This window comes from Candidatus Pelagibacter sp. PS_16, from assembly GCF_059417965.1.
This window is the reverse complement of the sequence record NZ_CM182074.1, coordinates 1,159,249-1,173,658: the sequence shown is the minus strand read 5'-3', so window position 1 is coordinate 1,173,658 and position 14,410 is coordinate 1,159,249. Positions and strand designations below refer to the sequence as shown.

The following is a 14,410-nucleotide window of genomic DNA, read 5'->3' as shown; positions in this document are numbered from 1 at the left end:
AATATCATGAATATAGCAATTGTAGGAGCCTCAGGTAATGTTGGAAGAAAAATGCTCGAAGTATTAGAGCAGAAAAAAATTTCAATAGACCAATTATTTTTAGTTGCCTCTTCAAGGAGTGCTGGTCAAAAAGTAAATTTTAATGGTAAGGAGCATGAGATTTTTAACTTAGAGACTTATGATTTCTCAAAAGCTGAAATTACCTTTTTTGCAGCTGGTGGAAAAATATCAGAAAAATATGCAGAAAAAGCAGCAAAACATACTACAGTAATTGATAATTCTAGCTTTTTCAGAATGGATCAAGATGTACCTTTAATTGTTCCACAAGTGAATCCAGAAGCAATTAATGTTTTAAAAAAAAATATTATTGCTAATCCAAACTGTTCTACAGCACAATTGGTAATAGCTCTAAAACCCTTACATGATGAATTTAATATAAAAAGAGTAGTTATATCAACTTATCAATCTGTATCTGGTGGTGGTAAAGCATCAATGGATGAATTGATTGAACAAACTAAATTATCATTAGATAAAAAGAAAATAAATTCTAAAAATTTTACTAAACAAATTGCATTTAATGCAATTCCTCACATAGATGTTTTTGCAGATGATGGTTACACAAAAGAAGAATTAAAGATGGTTAACGAAACAAAAAAGATTTTAGATGACAAAATTGAGCTAACTGCAACATGCGTAAGAATTCCAGTGCTAGTTTCTCATGCTGAATCTGTAAATATTGAATTTGAAAAACCATTTAGCTTACAAACAATACACTCTTTATTAGATAGTGCAGAGGGATGTGAGGTGTATGATAAAAGAGAAGATGGAGGCTACATTACTCCTTTAGAGGCAGAAGGTAAAAATGAAACTTATATTTCTAGGATTAGAGAAGATAAAACAAAAAAAAATACACTCAATATGTGGATAGTATCAGATAATTTATTAAGAGGTGCTGCACTGAATGCAGTAGAAATAGCTGAGCTTTTAATTAGGAAGAATAATGGATAATAACAACCCTTTATCACCACACATTCAAATTTATAGATGGCACATATCTTCTTTGGTTTCTATTTCTCATAGGATTACAGGAATAGTTAATATATTTGCAATAACAGTAATTTGTTTGTGGATATTTTCTTTGTTGTTAGGAGAATCTAGCTACGATCTAACAAAATTATTTTTGCAATCTATTTTTGGAAAATTTATTATTATTTGTTTAACTTGGTCTTTTAGCTTTCAGGTATTGAGTGAAATAAGACATTTAGTAATGGATCTTGGTTATGGTTTTGAACTAAAGACCACAAAGATTACAGGTTTATTTGTAATTTTTGGATCTATTTTTTTTACAATTCTATTTTATCTATTAGGAAGGAATTTTATTTAAAATGAACTCTGTAACAAAAAAATGGCTGTTCATGAAAATTAGTTCAGTAATTTTAGTACCTTTAATGATTTGGTTTATTCTAAATTTAGTTTCAATTTTTGATAAAGATTATATTGAGGTTGTTAATTTCTTTACCACTCAACCATCTAAAATTTTAGTTTCTTTAACACTAGTATTTGCTTACTTTTTTTCTGCCCTAAGTATTAGCGAAGTATTTGAAGATTATATTCAGAATGAAAAAATCAAAAATGCCGCAAACAAAGTACTTAATATTTTTGCTATAATAATGCCAATTATAACAATAACTGTAATATTGAATTTAAACTAATGAGCTCATATAAAATAATAGACCACGAATACGATGTCATCGTACTTGGTGCCGGAGGATCAGGTCTAAGAGCTGCTGTTGGTTTAAGTGAAGCTGGTTTAAAGACAGCCTGCATTTCAAAAGTATTTCCAACAAGAAGTCATACCTCAGCTGCTCAAGGAGGAATTTCTGCATCTTTAGGGAATATGGGTGAAGATGATTGGCGTTGGCATATGTATGATACTGTTAAAGGTGCTGACTGGTTAGGTGACCAAGATAGTATTGAGTATCTTTGTAAAGAAGCTCCAGCTGCTGTTATAGAGTTAGAAAAATATGGAGTTCCATTTAGCAGAACTGATGATGGCAAAATTTACCAAAGACCTTTTGGTGGAATGACAAAAAATTATGGTAATGGAATTGTTCAAAGAACATGTGCAGCTGCAGATAGAACTGGACACGCAATACTTCATACTCTTTATGGACAAGCTTTAAAACATAACACTGAATTTTTTATTGAATATTTTGCTTTAGATTTATTAATGAAGGATGGTGAATGCAAAGGTCTTATTGCTTGGAATTTAAATGATGGAACAATTCATAGATTTAGAGCGCACAGCACAATAATTGCAACAGGGGGTTACGGAAAAGCTTATTATTCTGCAACTTCAGCACACACTTGTACTGGAGATGGAAATGCAATGGTTTTAAGAGCAGGCTTACCATTACAAGATATGGAATTTGTACAATTTCACCCAACAGGAATTTATGGGCACGGAACTTTAATTTCTGAAGGTGTTAGAGGTGAAGGTGGATATTTAGTTAATTCAAAAGGTGAAAGATTTATGGAGCGTTACGCACCAAAAGCTAAAGACTTAGCATCTAGAGATGTAGTAAGTAGATCAATGTCAATTGAGATTAACGAAGGAAGAGGTGTGGGTAAAGAACAGGATCATGTTCATTTACACTTAAGTCATTTAGACAAAAATATTATTGAAAGTAGACTTCCAGGAATAACGGAAGCAGCAAGATTATTTGCAAATGTTGATGTAACTAAGGAGCCAATACCAGTAGTGCCCACCGTTCATTATAATATGGGAGGTATCCCAACAAACTATAAAGCTGAAGTATTAACAGGAAATGATTCTGAAACAGTTCCAGGATTAATGGCAATTGGTGAGGCTGCCTGTGTTTCTGTTCATGGAGCAAATAGATTAGGATCTAATTCTTTAATTGACCTAGTTGTATTTGGAAGAGCTGCAGCCAAGAGAGCTGCAGAACTTGTAAAACCAGGAACTCCACACGAGGATATAGGAGAGACTGAAACAGAAAAATGTTTAGAAAGATTTGATAAATTAAGAAACTCTAATGGTGAAAATAGTACTGCAGAACTTAGACTTTCAATGCAAAAAACTATGCAATCAAAGTGTGCTGTTTTTAGAACAGAAAAAACGCTTAAAGAAGGTGTTGATAATATTAGAAAAGCATATGATGGAATGGAATCAATTTCTGTAAAAGATAAGTCACTTGTTTTCAATACTGATTTAGTGGAAACATTGGAATTTGATAATTTGATAAGACAAGCAATTACAACAGTGGATTCTGCTTATAATAGACAAGAGAGTAGAGGTGCGCATGCAAGAGAAGATTTCCCAAAAAGAGATGATGAAAAATTTATGCAACACACTATTGCTTGGTGCAATGGAAAAGATTCAAAAATTGGATATAGACCAGTTACCAAAACAACTTTAACAAATGAAGTTCAATACTTTCCACCTCAAGAAAGAGTTTACTAGTGGTTCAAATAAATTTACCTAAAAATTCAGAAGTTCAAAAAGGTAACTATTACCAAGATAAGACTGGGTCAAAAAATATTAGAAAAGTAAATGTTTACAGATGGGATCCCTCAAATGGAGAAAACCCAAGAGTAGATACCTATGAAGTGGATATGGATAATTGTCCTTCAAAAGTATTAGATATTTTAAATAAAATTAAAAACGAAATTGACCCATCATTAGCTTATCGTAGATCGTGTGCACATGGAGTTTGTGGATCTTGTGCAATGAATATGGATGGTAAAAATGGTTTAGCATGTACAAAACCTCATTCAGAAATTGAAGGTGATATAAATATTTATCCATTACCTCATTTAAAAGTTAAAAAAGATTTAATTGGTGATTTAAGTGGATTATACAAACAGTATGAATCAATCGAGCCATGGCTAAAAACAAATACAAAAGTTGAAACCACTGAGATATTACAAACTAAAGAAGATAGAGTAAAATTAGACGGTGCATATGAATGTATCATGTGTGCATGCTGCTCAACATCTTGTCCAAGTTATTGGTGGAATGGTGATAAATATTTAGGTCCTGCAGTTTTACTTCAGGCTTATAGATGGATAGTTGATAGTAGAGATGATGAAAAAAAAGAGAGATTAAAAAAAGTAGCTGATGAGCTTAAACTTTATAGATGTCATACTATTATGAATTGTACTAATGCTTGTCCAAAGGGATTAAATCCAGCAAAAGCTATAGCTGAATTGAAAAAAATGCTTGCAACAAGCTAATTACCCCTTTAAATAACACCATTCATGAATTTATTAGAACATTTTGTTGGCGGAAAGCTAATTTCAGGCTCTTCTGACAGAAAAAGTAAAGTTTTTAATCCAGCAACTGGTGAACAAGAGTCTGAGGTAAGATTAGCCAGTAAAACTGATCTAGATAAAGCTGTAGAAGTAGCTCAAAAAGCTTTTGAAACTTGGTCTTTAAAACCTTCACTTCAAAGAGCAAGGGTAATGTTTAAATTTAAAGAGTTAATAGAAAAAAATGCCGATGAACTTACAAAGTTAATAGTTTCAGAGCATGGGAAAGTTTATGAAGATGCCAAAGGTTCTTTAACAAGAGGACTAGAAGTTGTTGAATTTGCGTGTGGTATTCCACATTTACTTAAAGGAGAATTTTCAGAAAATGTAGGAACAAATGTAGATAGTTGGTCTATGCGACAACCACTTGGAGTTGTTGCTGGAATTACACCTTTTAATTTTCCTGCAATGGTGCCAATGTGGATGTTTCCTATTGCTATTGCATGTGGAAATACATTTATTTTAAAACCGTCAGAAAAAGATCCATCTTGCCCACTAAGATTAGCAGAATTGCTAACAGAAGCAGGACTACCAGATGGTGTTTTTAATGTTGTTAATGGAGATAAAGAAGCTGTTGATGCGATTTTAACAAACAAAGATGTCAAAGCTGTAAGCTTTGTAGGCTCAACACCAATTGCAAAATATATTTATGAAAACTCTGCAAAAAATGAAAAAAGGGTTCAAGCTTTAGGTGGTGCAAAAAATCATTTAGTTGTAATGCCTGACTGTGACCTTGATGGTGCGGTAAATGGATTAATGGGTGCTGCATATGGGTCTGCAGGAGAGAGATGTATGGCACAATCAGTAGCAGTAGCTGTAGGAGATATAGGTGATGAGCTAGTTGCTCGTTTATCAAAAAAAGCTGAAGCATTAAAAGTAGGACCTGGTATGGATAAAACATCTGAGATGGGTCCACTAGTTACCAAAGAACATTTAGAAAAAGTAAAAAGTTATGTTGATCTTGGAGTTGAAGAAGGTGCTAAATTAGTTGTTGATGGAAGAAATATAAAACTTCAAGGATATGAAAATGGTTTTTTTATAGGGGGTTGTTTATTTGATCACGTTAAAAAGGATATGAGAATTTATAAAGAAGAAATATTTGGACCCGTTTTATCAGTCATAAGAGTTAAAACTTTTGAAGAAGCAACAAAATTAATTAACGACCATGAGTATGGTAATGGAGTAAGCATTTACACAAGAGATGGTGATGCTGGAAGAACGTTTGCTAGTAAAATTCAAGTTGGTATGGTTGGAATTAATGTTCCAATACCTGTACCAATGGCATTCCATAGTTTTGGTGGATGGAAAAGATCATTATTTGGAGATAGTGCGATGCACGGAGCTGAAGGAATTAAATTTTATACAAAGCTTAAAACAGTAACATCAAGATGGCCTTCTGGAATAAGATCTAATGCAGAATTCGTCATGCCAACAATGAAATAAGGAGAAAAATGAAAAAAATATCTTTAATAGGAGCAGGTCAAATTGGGGGCACTCTTGCTCACTTAATAGGAACCAAAGAAGTAGCTGATGAGGTGGTACTTTTTGATGTTGCAAGTGGGATAGCTAAAGGAAAAGCTTTAGATATAGCACAATCTTCTTCTGTTGATGGTTTTAATGTGAAATTTTCAGGTACAGACAATTATGAAGATATAAAAGACTCAGATGTAATAATAATTACTGCAGGAGTTCCAAGAAAACCAGGAATGAGCAGAGATGATTTATTGGGCATTAATCTAAAAATTATTAAACAAGTAGCAGAGGGCATTAAAAAAAATGCACCCAATGCATTTGTAATATGCATTACAAATCCACTAGACGTTATGGTGATGGCCTTTCAAAAATTTTCAGGCTTACCAGCAAATAAAGTAGTTGGAATGGCAGGAATTTTGGACAGCTCAAGATTTAAATTATTTTTATCCCTAGAGCTTAATGTTCCGGTAAAAGAAATTGAAGCAATGGTTATGGGAGGTCATGGAGACACAATGGTTCCCCTACCAAGATTCACAAAAGTTTCAGGTAAACCATTATTAGACTTAGTTAAAGAAGGAAAAATATCTCCAGAAAGGTTAGAAGAAATTAATCAAAGAACTAGAGATGGAGGAGCTGAGATTGTTAAATATCTAGAAAAAGGTTCTGCATTTTATGCACCAGCAGCTTCAGGTGTACAAATGGCAGAAGCATATTTAAAAGATGAAAAAAAATTACTTCCATGTGCAGTTCATTTAAATGGTGAATATGGAGTTAGTAATATTTATGCTGGTGTACCAGTAATAATTGGTAAAGATGGTGTTGAAAAAATAGAGCAAATAGATTTAGATGAAAAAGAAAAAAAAGAATTTATGCACTCTATAGATGCTGTGAAAGCATTATGGGAAGCTGCATCTAAAATAGATCCAGATCTTTCTAAATAATGAATATTCACGAACACCAGGCCAAGCAAATTTTAAAAAAATATGGAGCGATAGTTCCTGAAGGAGTTTTTGCTTTTACAGTCGATGAGTTGATTGAAAAAGCAAAATCATTAAAAACAGAAAAATTTGTTTTAAAAGCACAAATTCATGCTGGTGGACGAGGTAAAGCTGGAGGTGTAAAAATTTTAAACACAATTGATGAATTAAGTGTTGCTGCAAAAGAATTGCTTGGAAAAACACTCGTAACACATCAAACTGGCCCAGCAGGAAGAGAAGTAAAAAGATTATATGTAGAAGAGTCCTCTAATATTGATAAAGAATTTTATTTATCTTGTTTAGTAGATAGAGCAAGTTCAAAAATAGTATTTATATCCAGCGATCAAGGTGGAATGGACATTGAAGAAGTTGCAGAAAAAACTCCAGAAAAAATTATAACAACTAAAATAGATATTACTGATGAAATTTCTGATGCTGACTGTGAAAAAATAATTGCAATTTATGCTTTAGCAGATGATGCAAAAAAACAAGCAATAGCGCTGATAAAATCAGTATATAAAATGTTTTTAGGCACAGACGCCAACATGGTTGAAGTTAACCCACTAATATTAACTAAAGAAAAAAAAATAATTTGTTTAGATGCAAAAGTTAATTTTGACTCTAATGCTTTATTTAGACATCCTGAAATAATCGAGCTTAGGGATTTAAATGAAGAAGATCCTGCAGAAATAGATGCGAGTAAACACGATCTTGCTTACATAAAGCTAGATGGAAGCATTGGCTGCATGGTCAATGGAGCAGGTCTTGCAATGGCAACAATGGATATAATTAAATTATATGGTGAAGAGCCAGCAAACTTTTTAGATGTTGGAGGAGGAGCTTCAAAAGAAAAAGTTTCAGCTGCTCTTAAGATTATTCTTTCGGACAAAAATGTTAAAGGCATACTAATAAACATTTTTGGGGGAATTATGAGATGTGATGTACTTGCTCAAGGCGTTGTTGATGCTGCCAAAGAAATAAATATAAGTGTTCCATTAGTAGTTAGACTTGCAGGAACAAACTTTAAAGAAGGAAAAGAAATTTTAGATAATTCAGGATTAAAATTAATTTCAGCAGAAAATTTGGATGATGCTGCAAAAAAAATAGTTAAGGCTATAAAATAGAATGTCAGTTTTGATTAATAAAAATACAAAAGTTATATGCCAAGGTTTTACAGGTACACATGGAACTTTTCATTCAGAACAAGCATTAAAATATGGAACTAATCTTGTGGGTGGAGTTACTCCAAAAAAGGGAGGACAAAAACATCTTGACCGTCCAGTATTTAATACTGTAGCTGAAGCAAAACAAGAAGTTGGCGCTGATGCAACTATGATTTATGTGCCAGCAAAATTTGCAGCAGCAGCTATTATAGAAGCAATTGATGCATCAATTGAGCTTATAGTTTGTATTACCGAAGGTGTACCAATTCAAGATATGCTCCGTGTAAAACAAAAGCTAAATAATTCAAAAAGCAGATTGATAGGACCTAATTGTCCAGGAATAATTACTCCTGATGAATGTAAGATTGGGATTATGCCTGGAAATATTCACAAGAAAGGTTCTGTTGGAATTGTTTCAAGATCTGGAACTTTAACCTATGAGGCAGTTGCACAAACAACTGAAAATGGATTAGGACAATCTACTTGTATAGGAATTGGTGGAGATCCGATAAATGGAACAAACTTTATTGATTGTTTAGATTTATTTTTAAATGATGCTGAGACGGAATCTATTCTTATGATTGGTGAAATTGGCGGTTCTGCTGAAGAAGAAGCAGCTGAATTTGTTAAAAACCATAAAATAAAAAAACCTATGGTTGGATTTGTTGCTGGAATAACAGCACCTCCAGGAAGAACAATGGGTCATGCAGGAGCTATTATTTCAGGTGGTAAGGGCGGAGCAGAGGATAAGATAAAAAAGATGGAAGAATGTGGAATTACAATTGCAAAATCACCATCAGAACTTGGCAAATCATTATTTAATAAATTATCTAATTGAAAATTATTTATCTGATATTATATCAATAGAATAGATGTCATCATCAAAAAATCTCGAATTCGAAAAAACTTCATTTCTTAGTAAGTCTAACAGTGCATTTATAGAGCAAATGTATTTAAAGTTTATAAATAAAGACAAAGATCTTCCTGAAAGTTGGCAAAATTATTTTGAGGGTATGAGTGAAGATTTAAGTATGATTGCCAAAGAAATTAATGGTCCATCATGGAGTATAAAAAAAAAAATTGATATTGATGAAGTTGAAAAAAGGACTGAAGAAGGCGAAAAAAAACTTTCTAATGAAGGCAACATTGCAAAAGTTAATTCAAAAGATTTAGTCAAAAGCAATATTAACTCAATTAGAGCTGTTGCATTAATTAGAGCATATAGACAAAGAGGACATTTACTAGCTAAGCTTGATCCTCTAGGAATGATGGAAACAGAATATCTAGATGAACTTCATCCTGAGCATTATGGATTTAAAAAAGAAAATTATGATGAGAAAATTTACTTAGATGGTGTAATTAATAAAGAACACTCTACTATAAAAGAAATATTAAATTTCCTAAATAAAACTTACTGTGGTCCAATTGGTTATGAATATATGCATATATCAAACCCAACAGAAAGAAAATGGCTTAGAGATAGAATTGAGCAAGATGAGAACTCTCTTCAATTTACAAAAAATGGTAAAGAAGCTATTTTAATGAAACTAATTCAAGCAGAAGGTTTTGAAAAATTTTTACATAAAAAATATGTGGGAACAAAAAGATTTGGTTTAGATGGGGGAGAAGGTTTAATACCTGCGCTAGAACAAATAATTAAAATTGGTGGGCAAGCTGAAGTTAAAGAAGTCAAAATTGGTATGTCTCATCGAGGAAGACTCAATGTATTAGCAAATGTATTACAAAAATCTTACAAAAGAATATTTAATGAATTTGCAGGAGATGTTCAAACATCAGGGGAAGAAGGTGCAGGAGATGTAAAATACCATCTAGGAGCATCATCAAATAGAGAGTTTGATGGCAATTCTGTGCATGTTAGTCTTACAGATAACCCTTCACATTTAGAGGCAGTCAATCCTGTGGTACTTGGACAAACTCGAGCAAAACAATTTTTTCACAAAGATAAAGAAAGAAATAAAGTTATACCAATTCTGATACATGGAGATGCAGCCTTTGCTGGACAAGGAGTGGTGGCTGAATGTTTTGCCATGTCTGGTTTACCAGGCCATAACACAGGTGGAACAATTCATATTATTGTTAATAATCAAATAGGCTTTACTACAAGCCCAAGATTTGCAAGGTCATCACCATATCCATCTGATGTTGCAAAAATGGTAGACGCTCCAATACTTCATGTGAATGGAGATGATCCAGAAGCAGTTGTTTATGCAACAAGGATTGCAACAGAATTTAGATTAAAATTTAATAGAGACGTAGTGGTTGATTTAATCTGTTATAGAAGATTCGGACATAATGAAGGAGACGAACCTTCTTTTACACAGCCATTGATGTATAAAAAGATTAGGTCTCACCCCACACCAGTTGAGCTGTATGGGAAAAAATTAGTAAATGAAAATACACTTTCAGAAAGTGAGTTAAGTAAATTTAAAACAGATTTTAAAAATTTGCTTGATGATCAATATAAAAATGCAAAAGACTATAAACCAAAAATAGAATGGTATGAGGGAACATGGTCAAGATATAAACCAGAAAAAGGAAAAGATAAAAGAGGTGTAAGTGGCTATGATCAACAAAAACTTTTAGAAATTTCTGAAAAAATTAATGCAACTCCAGAAAAATTAAAATTACATAAAACTATTGTTAAAATTTTAGACGCTAGGAAAGCATCGGTATCTAATGGAAAAGGTATTGACTGGTCAACCGCTGAAGCACTAGCATTTGGATCATTGTTAGAAGAAGGTTATCCAGTAAGATTAGTTGGACAAGATTCTGGTAGAGGAACATTTAGTCAAAGACATTCAGTTTTGAGGAATCAAGAAGACAACTCTAGATATATACCTTTAAATAATATTTCAAAAAATCAAATGAGATACGAAATAGTTGATAGTTTTTTATCAGAATTAGCAGTTTTAGGTTTTGAGTATGGATATAGTTTAGTTGAACCTAATACTTTAACTATTTGGGAAGCACAATTTGGAGATTTTGCAAATGGAGCACAAGTAGTTATTGATCAGTTTATTGCATCAGGAGAAAGAAAATGGACTAGAGCATCTGGGCTAGTAATGCTTTTACCTCATGGATATGAAGGCCAAGGACCAGAACACTCTTCAGCAAGACTAGAAAGATTTTTACAACTATGCGCAAATGATAACTTACAAGTATTGAATTGCACAACACCTGCAAATTATTACCATGCTTTGAGACGTCAAATGCATAGAGAGTTTAGAAAACCTCTAATAATTATGACACCAAAATCTTTGTTAAGAAATAAATATTGTGTTTCCAATATAGAAGACTTTAATAAAGATACTTTTTTTCACAGAATCTTATGGGATCACGCACTAGATGAAGAAAATGGATTTATAAAATTAAAAGAAAGCTCAAAAATAAAAAAAGTAATTTTATGTTCAGGAAAAGTTTATTTTGATCTACTAGAAGCGAGAGAAAAACTTAAAAAAGACGATGTAGTGTTGTACAGAGTTGAACAACTTTATCCTTTTCCAGTTAAAAGTTTAGTTAGAGAAATCAAAAAGTATGCAAAAAATGCTAAATTTTATTGGTGCCAGGAAGAACCAAAAAATATGGGAGCATGGTTTTCTGTAAGAGATTATATACAATGGACATTAGAAACTATTAACGCTAATAATAAGGAAATTTCTTATATAGGAAGAAGTCCAGACGCGTCTCCAGCTACAGGGTTTGCAAAAAGACATATTTCACAACAGCAAGAAATTATTAACAAGGTTTTTGAATAAAAATGAGTGAAAAAATTTTAGTACCAGTTCTTGGAGAAAGCATTACTGAAGCGACAGTTGCTAAGTGGCTTAAGAAAGAAGGCGATACAGTGGTAGCTGATGAGGCAATTGTAGAATTAGAGACAGATAAAGTTAATTTAGAAGTACCATCTCCAATTGATGGGGTTTTGTCTGAAATAAATTCTAAAGATGGAGAAACAGTCGAAGTAGGTGCTCTTCTTGGTATGATAAGTCAAAATGGAGCTCAACCATCTGAAAAAAAAATAATTACAAAAATTGAACCTAAGAAAACAGAAAATAATGTAGTTAATTTAGAAATTAAAAAAGAAGCTCCTAAAGTTCTTAAAGAACCTGAAGAGGAAGAGCCATTGGTATTAACCAATGAGGTTAAAGAGGAGAAAACTAATTCTTCAAATAATAATAATGAAATACTTTCACCAGCAGTAAGAAAAATTGTAGTTGAAAATAAAATTGATTTAAAAAAAGTTAGTGGCTCTGGTAAAGAGGGTAGAGTTCTTAAAGGTGACCTAATTAGTATGATGGGAGAGAACCCTCAACCATCAGAAAGAAAAATTAAATATGGTCAAGAAGAGAGAATTAAAATGTCTAGGCTTAGACAAACAATTGCAAAAAGATTAAAACAAGCACAAGAAAATGCAGCATTATTAACAACTTTCAATGAAGTTGATATGACTGGCATAATGGAAATGAGAAAAGAGAACCAGGAAGACTTCCAAAGCAGGTACGGAATTAAATTAGGGTTCATGTCATTTTTTGTAAAAGCATGTGTTGCTGCACTAAAAATGTATCCATCAGTTAATGCTGAAATTGATGGAGATGAAATTATTTATAAAAATTATTATAATATGAGTTTTGCAGTAGGAACTGAAAAAGGATTAGTAGTACCAGTATTAAGGGATGCAGATCAATTGTCATTTGCTGATATTGAAAAAAATATCAAAACTATTTCTGAAAAAGCGAGAGATGGAAAAATAACCATAGAAGACCTTCAGGGTGGAACTTTTACAATTAGTAATGGTGGAGTGTATGGTTCAATGTTATCTACTCCAATATTAAACTTACCTCAATCTGGTGTATTAGGTATGCATAATATAGTCGAAAGACCAATGGTAGTTGATGGTGAGATTAAAATTAGACCTATTATGTATCTTGCCTTATCTTATGATCACAGAATTATAGATGGAAAAGAGTCAGTATCATTCTTAAAAATGGTTAAAGAAAATTTAGAGGATCCAAGAAGGTTATTTTTAAATATTTAAATGTCAGATAAATTTCAAGCAGTAGTAATAGGTGGTGGTCCAGGAGGCTATGTGTGTGCGATAAGATTAGCACAATTAGGACTTAAAACTGCATGTATAGAATCAAGAGGTTCATTAGGTGGAACCTGTTTAAATGTAGGGTGCATACCTTCTAAAAATTTATTAAATATTTCTGAAAATTATCATAAGGCACAAAATTTTTCTAAACTTGGCATAGAAGTGGGTGAGGTAAAACTTAATCTTCAAAAAATGATGCAAAATAAGGATAAAGCAGTAACAATTTTGACTAAAGGTGTAGAATTTTTATTTAAGAAAAATAAAGTCACTTACTTTAAGGGTACAGGAAGCTTTAAATCTGCAAATAAAATTTCAATATTAGATGATCAAAAAAAAGAAACTATAATTGAAACAGATAAAACAGTTATTAGCACCGGGTCAGTTCCAGTTGCATTACCAGGTATTGAATTTGATGAAAAAATAATTGTATCTTCAACAGGAGCATTAACTTTAGAAACTGTGCCAAAAAAAATGGTTGTAGTTGGTGGTGGTTATATAGGGTTGGAGATGGGATCTGTTTGGTCTAGATTAGGTGCTGAGGTTCATGTGGTTGAATTTTTAGAGCATATTACTCCTGGTATGGATAGAGAAATATCTACAGAGTTTATGAAAATATTAAAGAAACAAGGAATTAATTTTCATATGCAGACAAAAGTAGAAGGAATTAAAAAAAATGCTAATGGTGTTATAGTTTCAACATCAGATAAAGATGGAAAAAAAGCAGATTTTGATTGTGATGTAGTTCTTATATCTGTTGGTAGAAAACCTAATACAACTAACTTAAATTTAGAAGCAATTGGTGTTGAATTAGATGAAAAGAAAAGAATTAAAACTGACAAAACATTTCAAACAAATGTTGAGAATGTATATGCTATTGGAGATGTAATTGATGGACCGATGCTTGCTCACAAAGCTGAGGACGAAGGTATTGCAGTTGCAGAAAATATTGCAGGACAATCAGGACATGTTAATTATGATATTATTCCTGGAGTTGTTTATACAACACCAGAGGTTGCTTCAATTGGGAAAACAGAAGAACAATTAAAAGAAGCAAATACTAAATATAAAATTGGTAAATTTTCATTTATGGCAAATTCAAGAGCTAAAGCAATTGATGAAGCAGAAGGTTTTGTGAAAATCTTAGCTGATGAAAAAACAGATAGAGTTTTAGGAGCACATATTATTGGACCTCATGCAGGTGAATTAATTGGAGAAATTGGAGTAGCAATGGAGTTTGGTGCTAGCGCTGAGGATATTGCAAGAACGTGTCATGCGCATCCAACATTCTCAGAAGCTGTAAAAGAAGCAGCTTTATCAGTAGATAAAAGAGCAATACACTCTTAAAGTATTTT

At 32.4% G+C, this 14,410-nt stretch carries 12 protein-coding genes; all 12 read left to right on the top strand.

Annotation, left to right across the window (positions count from 1 at the left end; translation table 11 throughout):
* Positions 1-6 precede the first annotated feature (6 nt).
* The 12 genes from AC5SL0_RS06180 to lpdA are packed head-to-tail and all read left to right on the top strand — an operon-like array spanning position 7 to position 14,402.
* Positions 7-1,008, top strand: coding sequence for an aspartate-semialdehyde dehydrogenase (locus tag AC5SL0_RS06180; RefSeq protein WP_018413621.1), 1,002 nt, complete (start codon positions 7-9; stop codon positions 1,006-1,008).
* Positions 1,001-1,384 carry a succinate dehydrogenase, cytochrome b556 subunit gene (sdhC, locus tag AC5SL0_RS06175; RefSeq protein WP_011281568.1) on the top strand — a complete coding sequence of 128 codons (384 nt, stop codon included), beginning with the start codon at positions 1,001-1,003 and terminating at the stop codon, positions 1,382-1,384. The genes AC5SL0_RS06180 and sdhC overlap by 8 nt, the downstream gene beginning before the upstream one ends.
* 1 nt (position 1,385) lies before the next feature.
* Positions 1,386-1,712: a succinate dehydrogenase, hydrophobic membrane anchor protein gene (gene sdhD, locus AC5SL0_RS06170; protein WP_018413620.1), complete on the top strand. Its 327-nt coding sequence runs from the start codon at positions 1,386-1,388 to the stop codon at positions 1,710-1,712.
* On the top strand, positions 1,712-3,484 hold the full coding sequence (gene sdhA / locus AC5SL0_RS06165) for a succinate dehydrogenase flavoprotein subunit (protein WP_494576722.1): 1,773 nt from the start codon (positions 1,712-1,714) through the stop codon (positions 3,482-3,484). The genes sdhD and sdhA overlap by 1 nt, the downstream gene beginning before the upstream one ends.
* Positions 3,484-4,257, top strand: coding sequence for a succinate dehydrogenase iron-sulfur subunit (locus AC5SL0_RS06160; RefSeq protein ID WP_011281565.1), 774 nt, complete (start codon positions 3,484-3,486; stop codon positions 4,255-4,257). Before sdhA ends, AC5SL0_RS06160 begins: the two co-directional genes overlap by 1 nt.
* 24 nt (positions 4,258-4,281) lie before the next feature.
* Positions 4,282-5,775, top strand: coding sequence for a CoA-acylating methylmalonate-semialdehyde dehydrogenase (locus tag AC5SL0_RS06155; RefSeq protein ID WP_011281564.1), 1,494 nt, complete (start codon positions 4,282-4,284; stop codon positions 5,773-5,775).
* Positions 5,776-5,783: 8 nt separating this feature from the next.
* Positions 5,784-6,746, top strand: a complete 963-nt coding sequence (mdh, locus tag AC5SL0_RS06150; RefSeq protein ID WP_494618135.1) for a malate dehydrogenase — start codon at positions 5,784-5,786, stop codon at positions 6,744-6,746.
* Positions 6,746-7,906 carry an ADP-forming succinate--CoA ligase subunit beta gene (sucC, locus tag AC5SL0_RS06145; protein WP_494618134.1) on the top strand — a complete coding sequence of 387 codons (1,161 nt, stop codon included), beginning with the start codon at positions 6,746-6,748 and terminating at the stop codon, positions 7,904-7,906. The genes mdh and sucC overlap by 1 nt, the downstream gene beginning before the upstream one ends.
* Before the next feature lies 1 nt (position 7,907).
* On the top strand, positions 7,908-8,783 hold the full coding sequence (gene sucD / locus AC5SL0_RS06140; protein ID WP_494618133.1) for a succinate--CoA ligase subunit alpha: 876 nt from the start codon (positions 7,908-7,910) through the stop codon (positions 8,781-8,783).
* Between the two features lie 34 nt (positions 8,784-8,817).
* The gene (locus AC5SL0_RS06135) at positions 8,818-11,721 is read left to right on the top strand and encodes a 2-oxoglutarate dehydrogenase E1 component (RefSeq protein ID WP_494618132.1); all 2,904 of its coding nucleotides are present in this window, start codon (positions 8,818-8,820) and stop codon (positions 11,719-11,721) included.
* Between the two features lie 2 nt (positions 11,722-11,723).
* Positions 11,724-13,001 carry a 2-oxoglutarate dehydrogenase complex dihydrolipoyllysine-residue succinyltransferase gene (gene odhB, locus AC5SL0_RS06130; protein ID WP_011281559.1) on the top strand — a complete coding sequence of 426 codons (1,278 nt, stop codon included), beginning with the start codon at positions 11,724-11,726 and terminating at the stop codon, positions 12,999-13,001.
* Complete coding sequence (gene lpdA / locus AC5SL0_RS06125) at positions 13,002-14,402, top strand: dihydrolipoyl dehydrogenase (RefSeq protein WP_494618131.1); 1,401 nt, start codon at positions 13,002-13,004, stop codon at positions 14,400-14,402.
* Positions 14,403-14,410 lie beyond the last annotated feature (8 nt).